We start from the raw sequence: 22,628 nt of genomic DNA, 5'->3' as shown, positions 1-22,628 counted from the left end.
ATGAATTATGAGTCGTAATTCATCTTTGGCTTGACGTCACCCCCCTTGCTCTGAAAACATCGCGGCCATGGAGACGGAACGATCTCCGCAAGGGATTTTGGGAACGCGAACCCGACAGGGAGGGGAATATGACGAGGACCCGGAAACCGGGCATCAGCCGGCGCTCGACGCTTGCGCTGATGGGCGCCGGTGCGGCGACCTTTGCTGCGCCATGGGTGGCGCGTGCACAGGCCAAGACCATCAAGATCGGCATGCCGACCATTCTGTCGGGTCGCGTCGCGCAACTCGGCACGTCCTCGCGCAATGCGGTGATGCTGGAAGTCGAGAAGGTCAATGCCGCCGGCGGCCTTGCCGGGCGGCAGATCGAGATGGTGATCCGCGACTCCAAGGGACAGCCGCAGGAAGCCGCGCGGATCGCGCGCGAGCTCGTCAACACCGACGGCTGCGAGATGCTGCTTGACGGCGAGGCATCGTCGGGATCGTTCGCGGTTCACGAGGTGGCGCGCGACCTCGGTGTGCTCTGCATCCATACCTGCTCGGAAGCCTCGTCCCTGACGGCCGATCCCAAGCAGCACATCCCGAACGCCTTCCGCTGCGTCCGGCAGGGCATTCACGACTCGATCGTCGGCGCCGGCTACGCTGCAGGAATCGCCAAGGCCAAGGGGCTGAAGAAATGGGCGACCTGTTCGCCCGACTACGCCTATGGCCGCGACACCACCGGCGAGTTCGTGCTGTATCTGAAGAAGTTCGCGCCCGATGTCGAGATCATCAGCGAGTCCTGGCCAAAACTGTTCCAGCCCGATTATACCGAGGTGGTGACCAAGATCCTCCAGGCGAAGCCGCAGGCGCTCTATTCCTGCCTGTGGGGCGGCGATCTCACCTCCTATATCGACCAGGCCAACATCTACGCGATGTTCACCCAGATGGAGGTGTTCGCGGTCAACATGGCCGACTACACCGCGCTCACGGTGGTGAAGAACCTGCCGAAGGGCATCCATTCCGGCGATCGTTACATCAAGACATTCCCGCCGACGCCGGAGAATGCAGCCTGGGGCGATGCCTACAAGGCGAAGTACAACGAGTACCCGACCAACTGGTCCTGGCAGAACGCGACGGCGGTCATGTTCCTCAACGAGGCGGTCAAGAAGGCGAACTCGACCGACGGCAAGAAGGTCGCGGAGGCCCTCACCGGGCTCACCATCAAGTGTCCGTTCGGTGCCGACGGCACCGTCACCATGCGCGCCGACGACCACACGCTGGTCGGCTACGCGATCGGTTGGGGCACCACGATCCCGCAGGAGCCTTACGTGCCCGACGTGAAGGCCGGGGACTGGAAGTCCATCTTCGAGCTCGAGGCCGAGTGGAAGAAGAGCAAGGGCTACACCTGATCCGCATGCGGCGCGGAGGCAGCGACCCGCTGCCTCCGCCCTTCGTCTGAAGTTTGTCGCGCGCCGGCGTTACGGCCCGCCGTAATGGATGTTTCTCGTGGACCTCGACGCGCTCGCCAGTTGCCTCACCAGTCCTGCATGCCTGGTGACGCAGACCACCAGCGGCCTGATCATTGGCATGCTGCTGTTCCTTGTCGCCGTCGGGCTGACGCTGATCTTTGGCGTGCTCAAGGTGGTCAATTTCAGCCACGGCGCTTTCTATATGTTCGGCGCCTATTTCGCGATGACGGCCTATCAGTTCACCGGCAGCTTTGCGCTGGCGATCCTGGGCGGCGCCGTCGGCACCGCGCTCCTCGGCTTGATCTTCGAGCGCGCCTTCATGAGCCGGGTCTACGGCCGCGACGTGCTGATGCAGCTTCTGGTGTGCTACGCCTTCGTGCTGATCTTCGACGACGTTGTTCGCATGATCTGGGGACCTGAATTCAGGTCGATGGGCATGCCGGCCGCGTTCCAGGTGCCGCCGCTGTTCATCGCCGGCGGCGTGGTGCCACCTTATTATCTGCTGCTGATCGGGGTCGCGCTCGTGGCCGCGGTGGTTCTCGGGCTGGGGCTGGCACGCTCCCGGATCGGCAAGGTGATCCGGGCGGCTGCGCACAATCCCGGAATGGTGTCGGCGCTCGGCATCAACACCGGGCTGATCTATGGCGGCGTGTTCGCGCTCGGCGGCATGCTGGCGGGACTGGCGGGAGCGCTTGCCGCGCCGGTGCGCTCGCTGACGCCGGGCATGGGTTTCTCGGTGCTGATCGAGTCCTTCATCGTGACCGTGATCGGCGGCATGGGCTCGATCCTGGGGGCCCTGATCGGCGCCCTCCTGATCGGCCTGATCCGCTCCTTCGGATCGCTTGGTTTCCCGCTGTTCACCGAGGGGCTGATGTATCTCTTCATGGTGATCGTGCTGGTGTCGCGTCCGACCGGCCTGTTCGGCAAGGAGGTCGCATGACCGAGTTGCAGGCAGGCCAAGGCGCACAGCCGCTCGAAGTGCCCCGGATCGACGCCAGGCCGCAGCGCTATCGCGATCTTTTGATCGCGCTCGCGGCGTTTGCCGTGCTCGTGCTGCTCCCGATGGTCTTCGGCAGCAAGCAGCTGCTCGACTTCGTGATCCGCTGCGCGGCCTACGGTCTGTTCGCGACGTCGCTCAACCTTCTGGTCGGCTACACCGGGCTGATCTCGTTCGGGCATGGCATGTTCTTCGGCCTCGGCGCCTATGGTTTCGGCCTGATGATGCAGAAGACTGGCGTGCCGATCCCGGTGGCTTTTGTCGCCACGCTGGCGATAACCGTCGTCGTCGCCGTCGTCATCGGCGCGATCTGCGTGCGGCTGAAGGAGATCTATTTCGCCTTCGTCACGCTGGCGTTCCAGATGCTGATCCACTCGACCATCCTGTCGTGGCAGTCGCTGACCGGCGGCGACCAGGGTTTGCGCGGCGGCATTCCGCGGCCGCCGTTCCTCGGCATCGACCTCTCGAACCATCTGCATCTCTACATCACGAGCTGCGCGCTGCTGGTGATCGGGCTGCTGCTGATGCGCCAGATCGCGCAGTCGCCGTTCGGGTACACGCTGCGCATGATCCGCGACAACGCCACGCGGGCGAGCTTCATCGGGATCGACGTCTGGCGCGCAAAGCTAGTAATCTTCGTGCTGGCGGCGCTGTTCGCGGCGACCGGTGGCATCATCATGGCGCTGTTCGTCTCCGGGGCCTATCCAGAATTCGCGTACTGGACGGTCTCGGGCGAGGGCATCTTCATCAACATGCTCGGCGGCGTGACCACCTTCCTCGGGCCGATGGTCGGAACGGTGCTGCTGCTGATCCTTAACGACACCGTCACCCGCCTGACCGAGTATCACGGCATCGTACTCGGCATCGTGATCCTGTTCTTTGCCATCGGCCTGCGGAAGGGCCTGATGGACTTCGTCGTCGAATGGTTCGCGCAGCGTCGCGGCGAGGGGCGCGGTTAGCCATGCTGGAGATTCGCGCCCTCTCGAAATCCTTTGGGGGCGTCAAGGCGACCGACAACGTCTCGCTCGATTTCGCCGACGGCTCACTCACCGCCGTGATCGGCCCTAACGGCGCCGGCAAGAGCACCTTCTTCAACCTGATCACGGGCGCGCTGCGGCCGGATGCCGGCCAGATCCTGCTCAATGGCGTCGACATGGCGGGCAAGACTCCGCCGGAGATCGTGCGCCACGGTATCGGCCGCGCCTTCCAGGTCGCGAGCATCTTTCCGTCGCTGACGGTCGAGGAGACGATGCTGGCAGCGGTCTGTGCCGATCAGCGTCGCGCCGGCGTGATGCATCGCCGCTTTCCACTGGCCGAGACGCGCGACCGCGCCGAGCATGCGATGGAGCTGCTCGGCCTCGTCGGCAAGCGCAACAGGACCGCCGCGACGCTGTCGCATGGCGACCAGAAGCTGCTCGATATCGCGCTCGCGCTGGTGCTCGATCCCAAGGTGCTGCTGCTCGATGAGCCGACCGCGGGCATGGGCACCGAAGAACGCTGGCGCATGATCGACAAGGTGCGCGAGCTCTGGGAGAAGCAAAAGATCACCGTCGTGTTCATCGAGCACGACATGGATATCGTGTTCAAGATCGCGCCTGAGATCGTCGTGCTATGCTATGGGCGGATCATGGCGACCGGAACGCCGGATGCGATCCGCAGGAATGAGGCCGTCATCGAGGCCTATCTCGGCAGCGACGACCACGCGGGAGCGGTCGCATGAGCGCTCAACCGGTGGTGCAGGTCGAGGACCTCGACGTCTACTACGGCACGAGCCAGATCCTGTTCGGCGTCGGTCTGTCCGTGCGGAAGGGTGAGACCATGGCTCTGCTGGGCCGCAATGGTGCCGGCAAGTCGACCACCATGAAGGCGATTATGGGCCTGGCGCCGGCACGCCGCGGCAAGGTGACCTTGCGCGATCAGCTAGTATCCGGGATGAGGCCGCATCACATCGCGCGGGCCGGGCTCGGCTTCGTGCCGGAGGACCGCCAAATCTTTCCCGAGCACACGGTCGAGGACAATCTCGTGATCGGCCAGAAGAAAGGGCCCGACGGCGAGGATGAGTGGTCGATCCGCCGCGTCTATGACGTGTTCCCGCTGCTGGAGCCGCTGCGGCATCGCATCGCCGGCCGGCTCTCCGGCGGCGAGCAGCAGATGCTGGCGATCGCCCGCACGCTGATGGGCAATCCGGTGCTGCTGCTGCTGGACGAGCCGAGCGAGGGGCTGGCGCCGATCATCGTGCAGCGCATCGGCGAACTGCTGCGGCAGCTCCGCGGCACGGGTGCCACAGTATTGATCGCCGAGCAGAACATGCATTTTTGCCTTGGCCTTGCGAGCCACGCGACGGTTATCGACAAGGGACAGATCGTCTACACATCCTCCATCGATGAGCTGAAGGCCAACGACAACATCCGGCAGCGTTACCTGGCGCTGTAGGGCTCTTCGACTGTCATGGGAGGACAAATGGCGGGCAAGTTGACGCCGACGCACGAGGCGCCGTATCGCGGGTTGAAAGTGCTGGATTTCGGGCAGGGAATCGCCTCGCCCTATTGTGCGATGCTGCTTGGGGTCTATGGCGCCGACGTCATCAAGGTCGAGCCGCCTGAGGGCGACTGGTCGCGCTATCTCGGCACGACCTACGGCAATCATACGACGCTGTCGGCGGTCTACAATCGCGGCAAGCGCAGTCTGTGCCTCGACATGAAGCACAAGGACGGGATCGCGATCGCACAGCGTCTGGCGCGCGAGGCCGACGTGCTGATTGAAGGATTTCGCCCCGGTGTCGCGGAGCGGCTCGGGCTCGGTTATGAGAGCCTGTCGCGCGACAATCCGGGCCTGGTCTATCTGTCGGTCAGCGGATTTGGGCAGAGTGGGCCATACTCGAAGCGCCCCGGCTCGGACTCGGTGGCGCAGGCGTTCTCGGGGTTGGTGTCGGTCAATGTCGGCAGTGATGGCGTGCCACACCGGGTCGGCACCACGATTTCCGACGTCGTCACCGGCGTCTACGCGTTCCAGGCCATTGCCACGACCCTGTTCGCGCGTGCGACCGTCGGCACTGGTCGCTGGATCGACGTCAATCTCTGCCAGTCGACATCGGCGTTGCTCGGGCACAAGGTCGCGGAGTTTATCCTCGAGGGCGGTGTCCCGCGCGCGCTCAATGTGCCGGCCGGCACCTACCAGACGCAGGACGGCTGGATGATGGTCACGCTGGTGAACGAGCCGCAATACAAGCGGCTGTGCAGTGCGATCGGCCGCGAGGCTCTGGCCACAGATCCCCGCTTCGCCGACTTCGCCAGGCGTGCGGACGCGGCCGACACGCTGATCCCGCAGCTGCGCGAGGTGTTCCTGACGCAGCCGACGGATGCGTGGCTCGCGCGGCTGCACGCCGCCGATATCATCGCGGAGCGGATCCTCAATCCCGGCGAATGGCTGCGCAACCCGCATGTCGAGGCGACCAGCGCGTCGGTCCGCCAGGATACGCCCGGCGTCGGCGCGGTCTATTCGCCGCGGACGCCGGGGATCGCGAGCCTGTCCGAGGATCATCTTTGTCCCGCGCCGGACGTTGGGCAGGACAGCCGCGCGGTGCTGACGGAGGCTGGTTTTGATTCGGTCGAGATCGACGGCTTGCTGCTGTCGGGCGCGGTGCGGCAGGCCAAAGCGATGATAGGAGGCAAGACATCATGAGCACGGACCTCGTTCGTTACTCGGTCAGCAACCAGATTGCGGAAATCGTGCTGGACCGCGGGCCGGTCAATGCGCTCAGCATCCCCTTGATCGACGCGTTGCTGGCGGCGCTGGCGAAAGCACGCGATGATGACGCGGTGCGCGCCGTCATCATCAGCAGCGCCCACAAGGTGTTCTGCGCCGGCCTCGACCTCGACATCGTCAGGGGCAAGCCCGCGATCGAGACCAAGGCATTCCTCGAGCGGCTGTATTTCGCGCTGAACGATACGCAGTACCGCATGGGCAAGCCGACGATTGCGGCGATCGACGGCGCGGTGCGCGCCGGCGGCATGACGATCGCGATATCATGTGACATGATCATTGCGGGCGACAGCTCGACCTTCGGCTATCCCGAGATCGATGTCGGCCTGATCCCGGCGATCCACTTCGTACAGTTGCCGCGGCTGGTGGGGAAGCACCAGGCGTTCGGCCCGCTGTTCCTCGGCGAGCCGTTCGACGCCGCAACCGCCTATCGCATGGGGTTGCTCAGCGAAGTGGTGCCGAAGGGCACTGCGTTGGAGCGGGCCCGCGAGATCGCACGGAAGCTGGCGGCGAAATCGCCGATCGTGATGAAGATCGGCCGCGACGCCTTCATGCGTGCGGTCGATGCCGATTTCCGCCGCTCGGTGGAGAACACGGCGGAAAGCTTCGTGGTGGTCGCCTCGACAGAAGATTGCCAGGAAGGGCTGAATGCGTTCGTTGAAAAGCGAACGCCCAACTACAAGGGACGGTAAATGGCTGGATTGTATTTCGAAGAGTTCGAGGTCGGGCAGGAATTCCATCACGAGTTCAGCCGGACCGTGACGGAGATGGACAACACCATGTTCAGCCTCCTGACGATGAACCCGCAGCCGCTGCACCTCGACGCGCATTTCGCCGAGAAGACCGAGTTCGGCCAGCGGCTGTTCAACAGCCTCTATACGCTCGGCATCATGATCGGCATGAGCGTGTACGACACGACCTTGGGAACCACAGTCGGAAATCTCGGCATGACCGACGTCAAGTTTCCGAAACCAGTCTTTCACGGCGATACCTTGAAAGCGCATACCAGGATCATCGGCAAGCGCGCCAGCAAGTCGCGGCCGACCCAAGGCATCGTCGAATTCGAGCACACCATGACCAACCAGCGCGGCGAGGTGGTGGCAAGCTGCCGCCGCACCGGCCTGATGCACTGCAAGCCGAAGGCATAGACGATGCGATCGTTCCTGTTCGTTCCCGGCGATAGCACCCGGAAACATGAGAGCGCGAAGAAGACCGCGGCCGACGCATTGATCCTCGATCTCGAGGATTCCATCGCGCCGGAGCAGAAGGTCGTTGCGCGCGGCATCACGCGCGAGATGCTCGATGCGCGCAATCCGGACCAGAAGCTCTATATCCGGGTCAACGCGCTCGACACCGATCTGACGCTCGGCGACCTCGCAGCGGTGATGCCCGGGAGGCCCGATGGCATCGTGCTGCCGAAATGCGCGGGCGCCGCCGACGTCAACAAGCTCGCGCTCTATCTCGATGCATTCGAGGCCGCCTCAGGTATCGCACAGGGAACCACGCGGATCGTCACGGTGGCCACCGAGACGGCGCGGGCGGTGCTGAAAATCCTCGACTTCGAGAACATGAGCCCGCGGCTCTGGGGCATGATGTGGGGCGCGGAGGACCTTGCCGCCTCACTCGGCGCAACCCGCAACCGCACCGACGGCCGCTATCATTCGCCCTTCATTCTCGCCCGCGATCTCTGTCTGATCGGCGCGGCCGCCGCCGGCGTGGTTGCGATCGATACCATCGCCACCGATATCAACGATCTCGATGCGCTGAAGGCGGAGGCGATCGCCGCCCGGCAGGACGGCTTCCTCGCCAAGGCCGTGATCCATCCCAAGCATGTCGATGTCGTCAACGCGGCCTTCATGCCGACCGACGAGGAGATCGCCTGGTCGGAGCGGGTAATTGCTGCGTTCGCCGACAATCCATCTGGTGTCGCCAAGATGGACGGCAAAATGCTGGACAAGCCGCATCTGCGCGCTGCCGAGAAGATCCTGGCGTCGCGCAGGAAATAGTCAGTCGGGTTCGATCAGCGCGCCCTCCTCGAGGAGGGCGGCAATCTCCGCATCCGCAAGTCCCGCCTCGCGCAGGATCTCTCGGCCATGCTCGCCGAGGTTCGGTGGATAGGCCCGGATCGATGGCGGCGTCTTGCTCCAGGTGGCGGCCGGGCCGGCGAGGTGCAGCGTGCCTTCGGTCGGATGATCCAGCGACTGGATCAGCCCCACGGCTTGCAGATGCGGATCGTCGATCAGGCTGTCGAGATCATGCAGCGGCGCGTGCGGAATGTCGGCCTCTGCAAAGAAGCGCAGCCATTCGGCGGTGCTGCGGGTCTTCATCATCCGCGAGAACCAGTCGTAGACGAAGTCGTAGTTCCGCGTTCGTGCCGAAATGCTGTTCAGCCGCGGGTCGCGGTCGGCTTCATTGATGAGCCCGATCTTGGCGAAGAACGCGTTCCACTGCTTGTCGGAATAGACCAGCGCGCAGATGTAGCCGTCGCTGGTCTGGTACGGGCGGCGGTCGGGGGACAGCAGCCGGGAATAGCCGGGCGGCCCGATCGGTGGCTCGAAGCTGCGACCGGCCATGTGATCGCCGAGCACGAACTGCGCCATGGTCTCGAACATCGGGATTTCGATCGCCTGGCCTTCTCCGGTGCGCGCGCGGTGAAACAGTGCCGCCAGGATTGCGTGGACAGCATTAAGACCCACGATGCGGTCGGCCATGGTCGCCGGAGAGTAGCGCGGCTCGCCGGTGATCCTGCCGGTCAGCGCGGGCAGGGCGGTCAATCCCTGGATCAGGTCGTCATAGGCGGGACGGCCGGCATAGGGCCCGGTCTCGCCGAAGCCGTGAAGGCTGGCATAGACCAGCCGAGGGTTGGTGGCGAGGAGATCGTCGGCGCCGAGCTTCAGCCGTGCCATCGCCGCAGGACGGACGTTGTGGACGAACACGTCGGCGTCCGCGGCAAGCCGCAGCAGCGCCGCGTGACCGCCGGCCTTCTTCAGGTCGAGCACGATCGAGCGCTTGTTGCGATTGCCCTGCAGATACATCGCGCCCATCGCGGGATGGCGCATCGGGGCGGCGTGGCGCATGACGTCCCCATCAGGGCTCTCGACCTTGATCACGTCGGCGCCGTAGTCGCCAAGGATCATGGTCGCGTAAGGGCCCATCATCACGCTGGTGAGGTCGACGATCCTGACGCCAGCGAGCGGGCCCGCCGGCGCGGATGGTTTGTCTCTCGTCGATGCCGGGCTCAATGGGTTGCAGCCAGTGCTTCGCTGAAGGCCTTGAAGACGTCGGTGCCCGGTTTGCCGCGCTTGTCGACGTCCTTCGCCCAATCCTGCGCCACCGACTTGAAGGCGGCGTCGAACACCTTCTTGTCGTCGGCGCTGAAATTGATGACCTTCATGCCCTGCGACAGCCGACGATGTTCTGCGTGACCTGGGTGAGGGTGAAGAAATAGCCGAAGATGTGCGCGCACATGATGATCAGCACGATCATGCAGGTGCCCTGGGCGGCATGCCGTAATGTCGTGTAGAGCGAGGTCAGGTTGATCTTGCGCTTCCAGCAGGCGAGGCAGAACGCCCCGAACGCACCGAACGCCGAGGCTTCCGTCGGCGTCGCGATCCCGAGATAGATCGTGCCTGTCACGATCGAGAACAGGACCACCATCGGGCTGACCTGCCAGAGCAGGCTGAATCGCTCCGACCATGTCACAGCCGATATCGTCGGTGCGCGGGAGGGATCGAGCAACACCAGGATATAGATCGTCGACATGATGATGATAGTGACGAAGATCGCCGGGATGATGCCGCTGATCAGAAGCTTTCCGATGTTCACCTCGGCAAGCAGGCCGAAGATCACCAGCGCCACCGAGGTCGGCAGCAGCATCGCCAGCGTGCCCGAGATCGCGACGACGCCGGCGGCCATTTTGGGCTCGTAGCCCTGGCGGATCATGGCCGGCAGGCTGGTCGAGGACAGCGTCGCGGCGGAAGCCGTGCTGGTGCCGCAGATCGAGCCGAAGCCGGCACCGGCAAGCGCGGTCGCCATGCCGAGACCGCCGGGGATGCGTCCGACCCAGGCCGCAGCGGTCTTGAAGAGATCGTCGGCGACGCCCGACAGCAGCACCAAGTCTGCCATCAACAGGAACATCGGGATCGTGATCAACTCGTAGGAGGTGACGGCCGACAGCGGCGTGGTTTGCAGCACGCCGAGCAGGATCGGCAGGCCGCCGGTCAGATAGAGGCCGAGCCCGCCGGAGAATGCCATGGCGAACGCGACCGGTGTTCCGATCGCGAGCAGGAAGAACAGCAGCGCGAGGATGAAGGTCGGGATCATTCGAAACCTCCGGCAGCCTTGTCCGAATGACCGGAGATGGCCGGCAGCGGCAGCAGGTTTTCGCCGGTCAGCAGGCTTGCGGTATTGGCAATGAGATGAACGGCGAGGCGCAGCGCGAGAATTCCCGCACCGACCGGGACGAAGATCGAGGACGCCCAGGTCGGCCACGGGATCGCGCCGGCCATGACGTCGCCCGAGACATAATTGTCGAGCGCGCGCTGATAGCCGAGCCAGGTGATCGGAACGAAGATTGCGAGGCCCACGAGGTTGGAGACGATGACGCAGAGGCGCTGGATGATCGCCGAGAAGCGCGGCAGCAGGATATCGACGCTGATATGGCCGTTGACCGCGTAGGTGCCGGAGAGGGAGAGAAAGAACACGCTGGCCATCACGTAGAGCGAGATCAAATCATAGGCCCAGGAGAACGGCCGGTTGAAGACGTAGCGCATCACGACATCGGAGAAGACGATGATCATGATCGCAAACATCATCGCCGCGGCGATGGCCGAGGTCACCTTTTCGATGGCAGTCAGAGCCTTCAGACTTGTCTTGATCACGTTGGGCTCCGTCCGCGTTACTGAACCGGCACGGTCGCAACGGCGGCGCTGAATTCCTTCAGGGCGTCGCTGCCGTGCTTGCCGCGCGCGTCGAGCCCGTCGGCCCATGCCTTGCCGACGCCCTTCGTCAGGTCCTTCAGCTTTGCGACGACGTCAGGCTGCAGGGTGTCAAAGTTGACGCCTGCGGCTTCCATCGACTTCATGGTCTCGCTGTCCTGCTTCTGCACTTCCTTGCAGGCGGACGGCAGGATTTCCTCGGCGGTGTCGATCATCGCCTTCTGGATCTCGGGCGACAGTTTCTTCCAGGCGTTCTCGCTGATCGAATAGGCGACCACGAAGCTCGCGAAGCCAAAGCCGTCGGTGGAATGTTTCACGAGCTTGTCGGCGCCATAGGCGACGACGCTCTCGAGCGGAAACAGCAGGCCGTCCATCGTGCCGCGCGACAGCGACTCATAGGCATCGGGTGCCGCCATGCGCACCGGCACCGCGCCGATCGCGCGCAAGGTGAGGTCCTGCGCGCCGCCGGTCGACCGCAGCTTCAGTCCATTGATGTCGGCTATGTCCTTCACCGGCTGCTTCACGGTCAGGATACGATAGGGCGGCAGGCTCACCGCGAGCAGCAGGCGTATCCCGTTTGCGGTATAATCCTGCTGTGCAATCACGCCGCTCCGCGCGGCCTTCCAATAGGCGAGCGTGCCCTGGCAGGAATGCTCGAACGCGCCGGGTAGCATCGCGACTTCGGAGACCGGCATCTTGTCGGACACATAGGCGGGCGCGACATAGCCGATGTCGGCAACGCCGGTTTGCGTCAGCTTGAGCATGTCGGCGGCCTTGCCGAGCTGCTGGGCGGGATAGTGCTCGAACGTCACGGCGTTGTTGGTGCGCTTCTGGACTTCGGCCATCCAGGGCTCGAGCACAAGGCGAACGAGATAGTGGCCTTTCGGAAAGGAGTCAGCGACCCGCAGCTTGATCGGCTCCGCTGCTGCAGCCAGATTAATCGATGCGATGAGGAAGCCGTAACCGGCCAGCGCCTGTCGAAGCCCGCCCATTTTTCCTGCCCCTGAGTAGCCTTGTTGTTTTGAGCAGCTGCGCACAAACGAATTTGCGCGTCAAGCAGGGCTCGGCTGAGCATGCCTGAGCGGACAACCGGAGAGCGCGGGCGGCCTTGCGCCGACGCGACCGCGAGGGCGGAAGGGATCACACGAGGACGTCGATGCGCTTGATTTCAAGCAGTGAGCGCGCGACGGCCGACCGGCTAGAAGCGGATGCTGAGAGGCAACCAGATCTCGATCAATTTTGTCCACCGCGCGGGAAATTCCTCCGGTGTGCTCGACGGCTCAGCGCCGCCGCCGGCGGCACGGCGGCCGCGATCATCATCGAGCGGGATTGAAGCCGGTTAGACCGCGGGAAACTCCAGTGCGAAAGCGACGCCCTGGCTGGCGGGCAGCAGACGGATCGTACCTCCATGTGTCACCATGACGGCTTGCGCGATCGCGAGCCCCATGCCGGTGCCGCCGCTGTCGCGGCGGGTGGTGAAAAAGGCATCGAAGATCTTGTCGCTGTTGGCGTGGGAGATCGCGTCGCCATCGTTGCTCACCGTCACCCTGACGGTTGAGGCTTCGGCGGTCGCTTCGAGCTGCACCAATCTGGCATTGTGACGGAACGCGTTGTCGGCTAGGTGCGCCAGCACAATCAGCGCCTTCTCGCCGGACATCCCGATCGGGCGGTCGAGGTCGCCGCTGGCCACGATTGTCCGCTGCGCAAAGCGGCGCTTCAGGTTCGCGATGACGCCGGAGAGCGGGGTCTGCTCGTTCTGCGGAGCGCTCTCTGCGCGCGCCAGCTCGCGCAGCCGCTGGCTCATCACGTCAAGCCGCGCGACGTCGCCAAGGATGTTCGAGATGAAACTCTGTTGCTCGGATCGGGTCAGCGTGTCCGACTTGCTCTGAAGCGACTCCTGCAGCAGCTCGGCCGCGCCCCTGATCGATGTCAGCGGTGATTTCAATTCGTGCGTCAGGTGTGCCGAGAAGGTGGCGATGTAGTCGGAACGCCGCGACAGCTGCTGGGCCATGTCGAGGAAGCTGTCGGAGAGCTGGGCGAGCTCGCGGGTGCCATAGTGCTGCAGCGGCTGAAACGCGTTGCGGTCGCCGCGGCCGATCCGCACGGCGCGATCGACGAGCTCGCGCATCGGACGCGTGACGGTTCATGAGAACATCAACCCGATCGCAACCGTTGCCAGCAGCACGGCCAATGTGGCGAGCAGGAACTTGCCGCGCTCCTGATAGAGGTGATCGAAGATGTTGCTCGGCGTCCGCGACGTGTAGATCACGCCGGCGACGTGGTCGTTGACGATCACAGGCATCGCCGAGAAGACATGGACACCGACGCCACGGCTGATCGAATAGATCGGTGGCGGAGGTTTGTCCGGCATGCGAATACGGAGCGCGGCGCTATACTGGCCGCCCAGCGCCGCGGCCACTTCCTCGATATGGGCAAGCGACTGTCCGACTTCCTGGCGTCCGGCGATCACCACGCCTTGCGGATCGAGAATACGGAAACCCGCCAGTGTGACCTTTTGGGTCTCCAGGATGATGGGCATGAGCGCGGTCCCGATCTCGACATAGGCCGGATCCGCCGGCTTCGCCGCCGGCAGCGCATCGGGCCGTCGCCGCAGCAGGTCGTTGCCGGCGAGATCGAGCGCGGGTCGGATCGGCGTCACCTGGTCGTTGGGGTCGGGCAGGGCCTCCTGAGGGACCGAAGCGCCGAGCGGGATGCCATTGCCGAGCCGTGCTTGCACGTCCCGCGCATAGATCGCGGCCAACACGCGGCTCTGCGCGATCAGCTCGGCCTGCGTCTGGTGAATCAGCTGGTTGTCGTAGAGGCGGAAGAAGAACAGCCCCATCAGCGGCAGCGCCGCGACCGAGGCAAGCACCGTGAAGATGACCAGACCAAGCGACGGTCGCCACTTCTGGCGGGCGCGGAACGATGTCATGCTTGCTGCTCGCAGCGACCGAGCTTGAAGCCGACGCCGTGAACGGTTTCGATAACGTTGTCGCAGTTCGCGGCGGAAAGCTTGGCCCGGATGTTGCGGATGTGGCTGTCGATGGTGCGGTCGGACACCTGGATATTGAGCTGGTAGGCCGCGCTCATGATCTGCTCGCGGTTGAACACCGCCGTTGGCCGCGTCAGGAAGGCGCGCAGAATTCCGAACTCGATCGCGGTCAGGCGGAGCGGCACGCCTGCGAATGCTGCCACATGCTGCTCGGGGTCAACCGAGAGATGTCCCCGGGGAGAGCACGCCGGTCTCTGTCCTTGGCCCCGCCTTCCGCGGGGCCAGGCGCCGCAGGATAACATTCACTCGCGCGACGAGCTCGCGCGGGCTGAACGGCTTGGTCACATAGTCGTCGCCGCCGATCTCGAGGCCGAGGATCCGATCGATCTCCTCGTCACGGGCGGAGAGGAACAGGATCGGCACATCGGACGATTTGCGGATCTCGCGGCAGACGTCGAGGCCGTCGAACTCCGGCATGCCGATGTCGAGTACGATCAGGTCCGGCCGCTCGCCGGCAAACCGGGTCAGCGCCTCCTTGCCGTCGCGGGCCTCGGCCACGTTCATGCCGGCTTTCCTGAGGGCGACGCGAATGACCTCGCGGATATGCGGATCATCGTCGACAACGAGAATACGGTGGGTCAATGGCATCTCCGAATGCGGCGTCCCGGCCACGCCTTGCTCTCGATTGCTGCAATTGTTCTACAAGGCAACTGCGGCGGGAGACAAGAACGGATCGGCCTCCTAACGGTCGGTAAGGGCTCGTGCGGGTTGGCCCACCGTGAGCGATTGATATCCGGCCCACAGCGTGCCGAAGCTGAGCGATGCATTTGCAGAGGGTGAGAATGCGATCAGCAAGAGGTCAGGATTCTTATGCAGATTGCGTGCAGACGCCACTTATCGGCTCGCGCCGGCGAATCTCGTCTGATACGGACGACGCCGATCGGCCTCTCCGGCCACGCGTGGTCTCATGCAAGTCAGCAAATGCATCGGCATTATCCTGCTCTGGATCGCCGGATTCGGATTCGTCCTTGCGGGCGTCAACAGCAATGATCCGTATCTCGTGCCGTTGCGCGGGACGGGCAATCTTCTCGTCGTGGTCGCAAGCATCGCCGTCGCGTTCGTGCTGGTCCGCAGCGCCGCGTCGCGCAGGCGGGCGCCTGCAGGAAAGCTCCTGGTTATCCTGTGGTGCCTGCCGCCGCTCGCGATGCTTGCCGCGCATGGTGTGTTCGAGGTGCGCAAGCACCGCGTTCTCCGAACTGAGCCGGTTCTCGCGCGGTCGCTCGGGCAGCATTTCGTCATCGGCTATCGGTCGTCGACGAGGTCGCGCCGCTTGTGGAGAAGGGGTTCGTGGCGGGCATCTATGTCACGCGGCGCAACGTCGCCGGCAGGACGGCTGAGGCGTTGAAGGCGGAGATCGCCACGCTGCAGGCCAGGCGGCGGGCCGCGAGGCTGCCGCCGCTGATGGTCGCGACGGATCAGGAGGGCGGCATGGTTTCGCATCTGGCACCGCCGCTCACGAGGCTGCCCGCACTGGCCTCCCTGGCCGAGCTGGCACCGGATGAGCAAAAAGCCAAAGCCGAGGAGTTCGGGCGCACCCATGGACGCGAGCTGGCGTCACTTGGCATCAACCTGAATTTTGCCCCGGTGCTCGACCTGCGGCCGGTGGCGAAGCACAACCGGCTCGATTTCAATACGCTGATCAATCAGCGCGCGATCTCCGATGACCCGGCCAAGGTGAGCGCGATCGCGGATGCCTACATTCATGGTCTCGAGTCCGCGGGCGTTAGCGCCACCGTAAAGCACTTTCCGGGACTGGGCCGTGTGCACGCCGACACGCATCATTTCAACGCCGATCTCGATACGCCGGTCGGCGAGCTCGCCGCGACCGACTGGCGCCCGTTCCGCGATGTGCTGTCGTCGACCGGCGCGCACTTGATGGTCGGGCATGTGGCGGTGAGTGCGCTCGACCCCGGACGGCCGGCGTCGCATTCAAAGGCCGTCATCGACGGGCTGATCCGGAAAAGCTGGAACTACCAGGGCATCGTCATGACGGACGATCTGGTGATGGGCGCGATCTACCAGCACGATGTCTGCACCGCGGTCGTGGAGGCGTTGAACGCGGGTGTCGATCTGTTGCTGGTCGCCTATGACGGGTTGCAGTTCTACCGCCTGTTCGCTTGCGCTGCGGATGCAGCTGCGCGAGGGGGCCTCGACACCGCAATGCTGCATGACAGTGAGACACGGCTGAGGCGCGCGACGCTGGTCGACTAGACCGCCGAGTTCAGGAATGAGCACCGACGGTCGATTTGTTGTCCTGCTGCTTCGACCACGAGACGTAGTAGGCAACGGCGATCATCGCCGCGATGCCGACGATGCTGACCGCGACCTGCCTGACCGCCGAGTTCGGGCCTGTAATCAGGATCAGGTGCGCGGCAAAGGAGAGGAAAACGCCCGCACAGAATACGGCGAGCCATTCCTCGCCGCACTTGATGATCGGTTGCAAGGCGTAAGATCGCAAATGTTCCCAATTGCACGGCACCAGCAGGGTGAACAGGAATGTCAGGGCCAGGAAATGCAGGATGCGGTGCGGCGCGATGTCCTCCCGTTCGGTTGGCAAGAGCATATCGCTCAATCCGCTCGGCATCATCTGGGCAAGTGCCGGAATGTCGGTGCTGGAGACGATCGCGAGAGCGAACACCAGATACAACAGGGCCGCAGCGCGCAGCGCTGGCGTGGCCTGCAGCGCGCGAATCTCAGGCGCGAACCGCTTGCCGACGAGCGCAAGCCAGCCACCCATCACGAACAGCAATTGCCAGCAGAGGGGGTTAAGGTACCAGCGTCCATCCGGGTATGACGTCAGGTTCCAGTCGAGCATGCGAGCGGTCGCATAAAGGGCCGTCGAGCCGGCGAGCGTTGCGTTCGGAGCATAGAACAACCCGCACACGACAATGGGCTGGAACGCCATCAGAACGATAATGAGTTGCAGGACATCGAGATTGAGTGGCTTGGCCTGCAGAAACAGACCGTAGATCAGCGTGCGGATCCCGTGGTCGATGAACCCGGTGATGTTGAACTCGCTGATGATCTCGGGTGCCGCAGTCCGGGCCGCAACATAGCTGATCAATTCGACATAGATGACGAAAAGAACGATGTAGGCGGCGTAAAGTTGCCACACGCGCCTGAAGATGCGAGTGGCCGCCACCAGCATTCCGCGCTCCACCGCCATCCTTGTGTAGATCAGCGTCGTCGCGTAACCGCCAACGAATACGAACAGGTCGGTCGCGCCGCTAAAGCCGAAATTGCGCATGGTCAGCGCGTTGACGACATTGTGCGGAACGTGATCCAGGAACAGAAACCAGTTTGCGATGCCAAGCAGCAGCGCGATCCTGAGATCGCCATCGGCCCTCGCGATCTCGGCGTTTGTTGTCGAAGTCATCTGAAGCTGAAATCTGCCGGCCCGGGAAAACGATCGCTAATCTAGTGGGAACCCACGCCCGGTCCGAATAGACTCTGCGTGAACCCTATCTAGTCTGTTTCGGGTTCCGGCCAAGTGGCCAGCTCAAGAAAGATCACGTTTTCGCAATCACCGTGTGAGCGCCGTCAAACCGGCTCGTGTTTGCGCAGGTCGCGGGTGTGATCCAGTGTATTGGCTTGCAGATTTGCGCCGGTCAGGGCGACTTCCGGCAGGGCAGCCTCCGCGAGGATATCGTCCGTGATATCCTCGACCGAGCACTCGGCAACCTCGTGGATGAAGCTGATGTTGGTGTATTCCCCTGACGCGACCCGCGAGACGACCTCGCGCCGCGTCATTTCGGGATCGACGATCGCCTCGCGGCCACGGCGGCCATAGTCGATCATCACAACAAAATACTGCATTGCCTGGCGGTTCGATGCGTTGACGTTCGTTGGCTATTATTTCCGATAATCGGAATTATGTCAAGGGAAATTGACGATAATCGGAACCCAGGCGCAGACGCTCCGACCGATTCGGGCCGAAGGCACCCGAACCGGTCAGGCCGGTCCCCGAAGCCACGCTGCTATTTCTCGGACGACCGTCCGCCCTGCGACCGGGCGGATTTACGGCCCTTCGCCGCTGTCTTGCCGCGCAGCCTTTCGATCTGGCCGCGGGGCAGGGTGACGCAGATCTCGCCGATCCATTCGAGCTTGACGCCATTGATCGGCTTGGCATTGAAGCTCTTGAGGTTGACCGTGCCGGACGAGCTGCCCCGCTCGATCGTCTTCAGATAGCGCTCGCCGCTCTTCAGCCGGACCGCAGCTTCCTCTCCGTAGAAGCTCGACAGCGGATAGCGCTGCTCGCGATACACCACGATGACATCGCCGTTCTCGTATTTCGGCAGCATCGAATCGCCCGAAACCTCGAAAGCGACGGTTTCCTCCGTCATCGGGAAGGGGAGCTCGATCTCGCCGAGACCCTCCGGCGGGACCTGCTCAAGCTCCGGCTGGATCGAGGCGCCGGCGCCGACCCGGCCCACGATCGGCACCGAATTCAGCTCCAGGTATTCCATGATCGGGGCGATCTCCGATGCCTTGATCAAGCGGATCCCCGACAGGATTTCGGACACCGCTCCGGCCCGAACGCCCATTGCTCGGGCAAGCCCGCCCTTGCTCTTTCCCGTCTTTTCCAGTGCCCGTTCGATAAGTGCCGCGTCCAGCATGTTGCATCCTCTCCAAAGCTGGATGCATTATTAGCGTTACGATTATCAGAATTCAAGCTTGACTTTTTTCTTCGGAATATCGGAAGCTATGCGAGGCGCCGGCGGAATGACAAAAATGGGAATTTGGAATGGATATGATGAACTGGCTGCCGGAGCATTCGGCTGCCTTGCAGGACCTGCGCGCCCGCGGCTTGTCCTATTCGGAAATCGCTGACACGATCAACGCAACCTTCAGCACGGCCTATACACGCAACGCGGCCCTCAGCCGGGCGCAACGCATGGGACTGGCGGGCCTCGATCGGCCCGAGCCGTCCCTGCCGGGGCAGCTCGATCCAGCCAAGCCGGCCTTGCCGGAGCCACCGAGGGTCGGGCGCCCGCGTGAAGGACGGGCCGAGCTGAAGTTCGATCTGCTTCGTTGGCAGAAAGGCTTCACCGAAACGGTGGAGATGCCCCAACTTCGTTGCGCGGCGGTCGCGCCACGGCACCTTTCACTGTTCGACCTCAAGCGCGGAGACTGCCGGTATCCCTATGGCGGGGATGCCGACGGCGAAACCATGACCTTCTGTGGTCACCCACGCCGGCCGGGCTCGAGCTATTGCACTCCGCATTTTCACCTGAGCCGCGATCCCGAGGCGTCGGTGAGGCCGGTACTGAACGACGCTTGGCTTCAGGCCATCGGGACCAGCTGAGGTCCCTCATCTGCCGACCGATCGATGTCGATCCACACAACCGCGATCGCGCGGAGGACGCCGCGCGCATTCATGACACACTTTCGGAGGTCTCCAATGCCGCGCGCAAAACGCCGGAAACCTTACGATCCCGCTGGAATACATGATCGGCGCTCCCAGGATCGGCCCTTCAACGCCGAGGTGGCGACCGTCGAGATCGACGATCCCCTCGCGCTCGAGCTGGGCGAGAAGATCGTTGCCTTTCGCTCGATACGCAACGACCCGCTCGGCCGGTTGCATGCACACCGGCAGATCGACAACACACAGTACCGAAGCGGTCGGGCCTTCCAGAACGATTGGGAGAAGGCCGAGCGCGGCCCGCGCGCGGTGGATACGACGCGTGAATACGTTGACGGCGGTCAGCAACGTGAGCCAATCACGGAGGGGCAGCGCCAGGCGACCTTGCGCCTGAATCGCGCCGAGCATGAGCTTGGTGCCGACGGTTCGGCGCTGGTTCACGACGTCCTGATCCTCGGCATGACCATGGAGCAGGTGGGGCAACGGCGCGGATTGCGTACGCAGCGCTGGCAGGACTATTTCGCGCGGCGCCTCAAGGAATGCCTCGATCGGCTGGCGCTGATGTACGGACTTGCCACGCCGAACAAGGTTCCGGTGAAGGACCGTCAATGTTGACTTGAGGTGATGTGCTATTGTGCCGGTTGCCGCGCAGGCATCCAGCGCGGAAGCGATTCATCACATTGCGGCACTGTGCTTGGCCTCACACTGAGCTCATCCTGATCTGCGTCGAAGACGGTCGACAGCAGCGCGGACTCTCATGTAACTTCGCTCGCGTCGACGACCTGCCCGCATTGGAGCGCAGTGTGATTGCTTCTTGTGCGAGGAATGGTCTGGTACGTCCACAAGGGAGTTCGCGGCGGTGACACCCGTCTTGATCCTATCCCGCATCGCGAACATCACGAGTAACGTGGGTCGATGCCGGCGCGGAGTCCGATTTATTCACCCTCCGATCAATTCACCCAAGGGAGAACCGAGCGATGAATCACACTGGAAACTGCTTTTGCGGCGCCGTCGAGCTCAAGGTCACTGGGGAGCCTGAGGCGATGGGCTACTGCCACTGCCGTTCATGCCGCTCTTGGTCCGGTGGCCCGGTGAATGCGTTCAGTCTCTGGAAGCCCGAGGCGGTCGAAGTCACCAAGGGCGCCGATCATCTCGGGACGTTCGAGAAGACCGCGATGAGCCAGCGCAAGTACTGCACCAAGTGCGGTGGTCACCTGATGACGAACCACCCGACGCTTGGTCTGGTCGACGTGTTCACGGCAACGATCCCGACTCTGAAGTTCAGCCCCGGCGTTCACGTCAACTATTCCGAGGCGGTGCTGCCGATACGCGATGGCCTGCCGAAGCTGAAGGACTTTCCGGCCGAGTTCGGCGGCTCCGGCGAAATGATCGCCGAATAGCGCGACGGCTTTTGAGCGGGTGGCGACGGCGCGTCGCTACCCGCCAATGTCCATTCTTCCGCTGGCCGGATGCGTTGACAGATCCGGTATCCCGGTGGGCTTGCTCGATATTCGAATCGTTTGACCGTGTCGGCGATGCCGGCACTGCGGGCCCCCCTTGGCGGTGACAGCCATGTCAGGCGAAGGTCCCGCCCTGCAAAATCCGGGTTTGGTTTTGGTGACGCCCTTCCGCTAAAAGGCAGGCAGTGCCGGTTCTGAGAAGGGCCGTCGTATTTCGCCTGACAAAATAACAGAGGAAGCGTCAGATCATGACCAAGCCAGATTTGCCAGGGCGCGCGCCGCGCGGGGAGGGGGTTCCGACGGCGCTCGATGGTCTGCTGGTGGTCGACTTCACCCGCGTCGTTGCCGGCCCGGCCTGTACGCAAACGCTGGCCGACTTTGGGGCCGAGGTCATCAAGATCGAGAATCCGGACGGTGGGGACGATACGCGCGCCTATGAGCACGCCGAAATTGGCGGGGAAAGCGCAGCGTATCTGAGCCTCAACCGCAACAAGCGCGGCATTGCGCTCGATTTCAACAATCCGGCCGCGCTTGAAGTCGCGCGCGCATTGATTGCCAAGGCAGACGTCGTGGTGGAGAATTTCTCCGGCGGCGTGATGAAGAAATTTGGCCTCGACTATGCATCAGTGGCGCCGACCAATCCGCGGCTGATCTATTGCTCGATCTCCGCCTATGGCCGCAAGGGCGATTTCGCGCTGCGCCCGGGCTTCGACCCGATCACGCAGGCCGAAAGCGGCTTCATGTCGCTCAACGGCTTTCCGGATGGCGAACCGGTGCGCACCGGGCCGCCGATCGTGGACATGGCAACGGGCATGTCGGCCTGCAATGCCATCCTGCTGGCTTTGATTGCACGCGATCGGCTCGGTCGCGGGCAGCAGGTCGAGGTCGCGTTGATCGACACCGCGGTGTCGATGACCGGCTTCTACGGCATGGCCTATCTCATCAACGGCAACAACCCCGGCCGTTTCGGCAACTCGCCGAACGGTTCGCCGACCGTCGGCGTCTACCGAGCGTCGGATGGGCCGCTCTATATGGCCTGCGCCAACGACCGGCTCTATCGCCGGCTCGTGACCGACGTGCTCGAGCGCCCGGATCTCGTCACCGACCCCGAGTTTGCTCACCGCAAGGCACGGACCGCCAACAAGGAGAAGCTGCGCGCCATCATCGCCAGCGTGTTTGCAAGCGACACGCTCGAGCACTGGATGGCAAAGATGAAGAAGGCCAATATTCCGGTTGGCTATCTGCGTACGGTCGAGGAAGGGTTCAACGCACCCGAGGTGCGCGATCGTCATCGCCTGAGCAAGATCGCGCATCCGACCGCCGGCTCGGTTCCGAACATCGAGTCGCCGGTCCATATGAGCCTGACGCCGACGGTCGATCCCGTTGCGGCTCCACTGCTCGGTCAGCACACCCGGGGTGTGTTGAGCAAGACGCTTGGCTACGACGACCGGCACATCGCCGCGTTGGCCGAGGCAGGCGCGTTCGGCAACGCGGCCAACACCGGCTAGCCGTTCGGCCTGAACCAAAGATCAGGTACGCGCTAACCACGTGACCTGAGGCCAGAGGGAAGCCTCTCGCCTCGCAAGATGTCGTTCAGACGTCACGGGCCC

The 22,628-nt window shown here is 63.6% G+C and carries 22 protein-coding genes and 3 pseudogenes; 14 read left to right on the top strand and 11 right to left on the bottom strand.

The annotated features are described in order from the left end of the window. Positions 1 to 128: 128 nt before the first annotated feature. From ACVIGA_RS07735 to ACVIGA_RS07695, 9 genes are all read left to right on the top strand, one after another. Positions 129 to 1,388, top strand: a complete 1,260-nt coding sequence (locus ACVIGA_RS07735; RefSeq protein WP_456665916.1) for an ABC transporter substrate-binding protein — start codon at positions 129 to 131, stop codon at positions 1,386 to 1,388. 97 nt (positions 1,389 to 1,485) lie between these two features. After that, a complete protein-coding gene (locus ACVIGA_RS07730) occupies positions 1,486 to 2,388 on the top strand; it encodes a branched-chain amino acid ABC transporter permease (RefSeq protein ID WP_456665915.1) in 903 nt (300 codons plus the stop codon). Further along, on the top strand, positions 2,385 to 3,404 hold the full coding sequence (locus ACVIGA_RS07725) for a branched-chain amino acid ABC transporter permease (protein WP_456665914.1): 1,020 nt from the start codon (positions 2,385 to 2,387) through the stop codon (positions 3,402 to 3,404). Before ACVIGA_RS07730 ends, ACVIGA_RS07725 begins: the two co-directional genes overlap by 4 nt. 2 nt (positions 3,405 to 3,406) lie before the next feature. Next, the gene (locus ACVIGA_RS07720) at positions 3,407 to 4,165 is read left to right on the top strand and encodes an ABC transporter ATP-binding protein (RefSeq protein ID WP_456665913.1); all 759 of its coding nucleotides are present in this window, start codon (positions 3,407 to 3,409) and stop codon (positions 4,163 to 4,165) included. Beyond that, positions 4,162 to 4,878: an ABC transporter ATP-binding protein gene (locus ACVIGA_RS07715; RefSeq protein WP_456665912.1), complete on the top strand. Its 717-nt coding sequence runs from the start codon at positions 4,162 to 4,164 to the stop codon at positions 4,876 to 4,878. The genes ACVIGA_RS07720 and ACVIGA_RS07715 overlap by 4 nt, the downstream gene beginning before the upstream one ends. Positions 4,879 to 4,905: 27 nt before the next feature. Then, entirely contained in the window at positions 4,906 to 6,126 is a 1,221-nt protein-coding gene (locus ACVIGA_RS07710; RefSeq protein ID WP_456665911.1) for a CaiB/BaiF CoA transferase family protein, read from the top strand. Beyond that, positions 6,123 to 6,899: an enoyl-CoA hydratase/isomerase family protein gene (locus ACVIGA_RS07705; RefSeq protein WP_456665910.1), complete on the top strand. Its 777-nt coding sequence runs from the start codon at positions 6,123 to 6,125 to the stop codon at positions 6,897 to 6,899. The genes ACVIGA_RS07710 and ACVIGA_RS07705 overlap by 4 nt, the downstream gene beginning before the upstream one ends. Further along, a complete protein-coding gene (locus ACVIGA_RS07700; RefSeq protein WP_176530014.1) occupies positions 6,900 to 7,355 on the top strand; it encodes a MaoC family dehydratase in 456 nt (151 codons plus the stop codon). It abuts the gene before it with no gap. A 3-nt stretch (positions 7,356 to 7,358) separates the two neighbouring features. Next, positions 7,359 to 8,213 carry an HpcH/HpaI aldolase/citrate lyase family protein gene (locus tag ACVIGA_RS07695; protein ID WP_456665909.1) on the top strand — a complete coding sequence of 285 codons (855 nt, stop codon included), beginning with the start codon at positions 7,359 to 7,361 and terminating at the stop codon, positions 8,211 to 8,213. Here the strand turns inward: ACVIGA_RS07695 and ACVIGA_RS07690 are convergent, their stop codons facing one another. The 8 genes and pseudogenes from ACVIGA_RS07690 to ACVIGA_RS07655 all read right to left on the bottom strand — a co-directional run bounded on the left by ACVIGA_RS07690 (position 8,214) and on the right by ACVIGA_RS07655 (position 15,427). Next, the gene (locus ACVIGA_RS07690; RefSeq protein ID WP_456665908.1) at positions 8,214 to 9,449 is read right to left on the bottom strand and encodes a CaiB/BaiF CoA transferase family protein; all 1,236 of its coding nucleotides are present in this window, start codon (positions 9,447 to 9,449) and stop codon (positions 8,214 to 8,216) included. Next, positions 9,446 to 9,601, bottom strand: coding sequence for a hypothetical protein (locus tag ACVIGA_RS07685; protein ID WP_456665907.1), 156 nt, complete (start codon positions 9,599 to 9,601; stop codon positions 9,446 to 9,448). The genes ACVIGA_RS07690 and ACVIGA_RS07685 overlap by 4 nt, the downstream gene beginning before the upstream one ends. Before the next feature lie 14 nt (positions 9,602 to 9,615). Next, a pseudogene (locus ACVIGA_RS07680) lies at positions 9,616 to 10,530 on the bottom strand (TRAP transporter large permease); the annotation flags it as partial. After that, positions 10,527 to 11,087, bottom strand: coding sequence for a TRAP transporter small permease (locus ACVIGA_RS07675; RefSeq protein WP_456665906.1), 561 nt, complete (start codon positions 11,085 to 11,087; stop codon positions 10,527 to 10,529). The pseudogene ACVIGA_RS07680 and the gene ACVIGA_RS07675, both read right to left, overlap by 4 nt. A 17-nt stretch (positions 11,088 to 11,104) precedes the next feature. After that, positions 11,105 to 12,136: a TRAP transporter substrate-binding protein gene (locus tag ACVIGA_RS07670; protein ID WP_456665905.1), complete on the bottom strand. Its 1,032-nt coding sequence runs from the start codon at positions 12,134 to 12,136 to the stop codon at positions 11,105 to 11,107. A 347-nt stretch (positions 12,137 to 12,483) separates the two neighbouring features. Continuing rightward, positions 12,484 to 14,076, bottom strand: a pseudogene (locus ACVIGA_RS07665) (ATP-binding protein). Then, positions 14,073 to 14,778: pseudogene (locus ACVIGA_RS07660) on the bottom strand (response regulator transcription factor). Before ACVIGA_RS07660 ends, ACVIGA_RS07665 begins: the two co-directional pseudogenes overlap by 4 nt. Before the next feature lie 226 nt (positions 14,779 to 15,004). Then, entirely contained in the window at positions 15,005 to 15,427 is a 423-nt protein-coding gene (locus tag ACVIGA_RS07655) for a hypothetical protein (protein ID WP_456665904.1), read from the bottom strand. A 41-nt stretch (positions 15,428 to 15,468) separates the two neighbouring features. On the opposite strand from ACVIGA_RS07655, the gene ACVIGA_RS07650 reads away from it, so the two are divergent. Next, positions 15,469 to 16,407: a glycoside hydrolase family 3 N-terminal domain-containing protein gene (locus ACVIGA_RS07650; RefSeq protein ID WP_456665903.1), complete on the top strand. Its 939-nt coding sequence runs from the start codon at positions 15,469 to 15,471 to the stop codon at positions 16,405 to 16,407. Positions 16,408 to 16,417: 10 nt separating this feature from the next. On the opposite strand, the gene ACVIGA_RS07645 is transcribed toward ACVIGA_RS07650, so the two are convergent. The 3 genes from ACVIGA_RS07645 to ACVIGA_RS07635 all read right to left on the bottom strand — a co-directional run bounded on the left by ACVIGA_RS07645 (position 16,418) and on the right by ACVIGA_RS07635 (position 18,812). After that, positions 16,418 to 17,572 carry an OpgC domain-containing protein gene (locus ACVIGA_RS07645; RefSeq protein WP_456665902.1) on the bottom strand — a complete coding sequence of 385 codons (1,155 nt, stop codon included), beginning with the start codon at positions 17,570 to 17,572 and terminating at the stop codon, positions 16,418 to 16,420. 164 nt (positions 17,573 to 17,736) lie between these two features. Continuing rightward, complete coding sequence (locus ACVIGA_RS07640) at positions 17,737 to 18,012, bottom strand: hypothetical protein (RefSeq protein ID WP_456665901.1); 276 nt, start codon at positions 18,010 to 18,012, stop codon at positions 17,737 to 17,739. Between the two features lie 161 nt (positions 18,013 to 18,173). Then, entirely contained in the window at positions 18,174 to 18,812 is a 639-nt protein-coding gene (locus ACVIGA_RS07635; RefSeq protein ID WP_223969030.1) for a LexA family transcriptional regulator, read from the bottom strand. 128 nt (positions 18,813 to 18,940) lie between these two features. Here ACVIGA_RS07635 and ACVIGA_RS07630 point away from each other — a divergent pair, with 128 nt between their 5' ends. From ACVIGA_RS07630 to ACVIGA_RS07615, 4 genes are all read left to right on the top strand, one after another. After that, positions 18,941 to 19,501 (top strand): GcrA family cell cycle regulator, encoded by a 561-nt coding sequence (locus ACVIGA_RS07630; protein ID WP_456665900.1) that lies wholly within the window; start codon positions 18,941 to 18,943, stop codon positions 19,499 to 19,501. 96 nt (positions 19,502 to 19,597) lie between these two features. Further along, positions 19,598 to 20,173, top strand: a complete 576-nt coding sequence (locus tag ACVIGA_RS07625; RefSeq protein ID WP_456665899.1) for a DUF6456 domain-containing protein — start codon at positions 19,598 to 19,600, stop codon at positions 20,171 to 20,173. A gap of 362 nt (positions 20,174 to 20,535) precedes the next feature. Next, complete coding sequence (locus ACVIGA_RS07620; RefSeq protein ID WP_097674695.1) at positions 20,536 to 20,958, top strand: GFA family protein; 423 nt, start codon at positions 20,536 to 20,538, stop codon at positions 20,956 to 20,958. 305 nt (positions 20,959 to 21,263) lie between these two features. Next, positions 21,264 to 22,526 (top strand): CaiB/BaiF CoA transferase family protein, encoded by a 1,263-nt coding sequence (locus ACVIGA_RS07615; RefSeq protein ID WP_456670755.1) that lies wholly within the window; start codon positions 21,264 to 21,266, stop codon positions 22,524 to 22,526. The last annotated feature ends 102 nt before the right edge of the window (positions 22,527 to 22,628 follow it).

The organism is Bradyrhizobium sp. USDA 3240, from assembly GCF_054063295.1.
The sequence above is the reverse complement of the archived record's forward strand: the minus strand, read 5'-3'. Positions and strand labels throughout refer to the sequence as shown.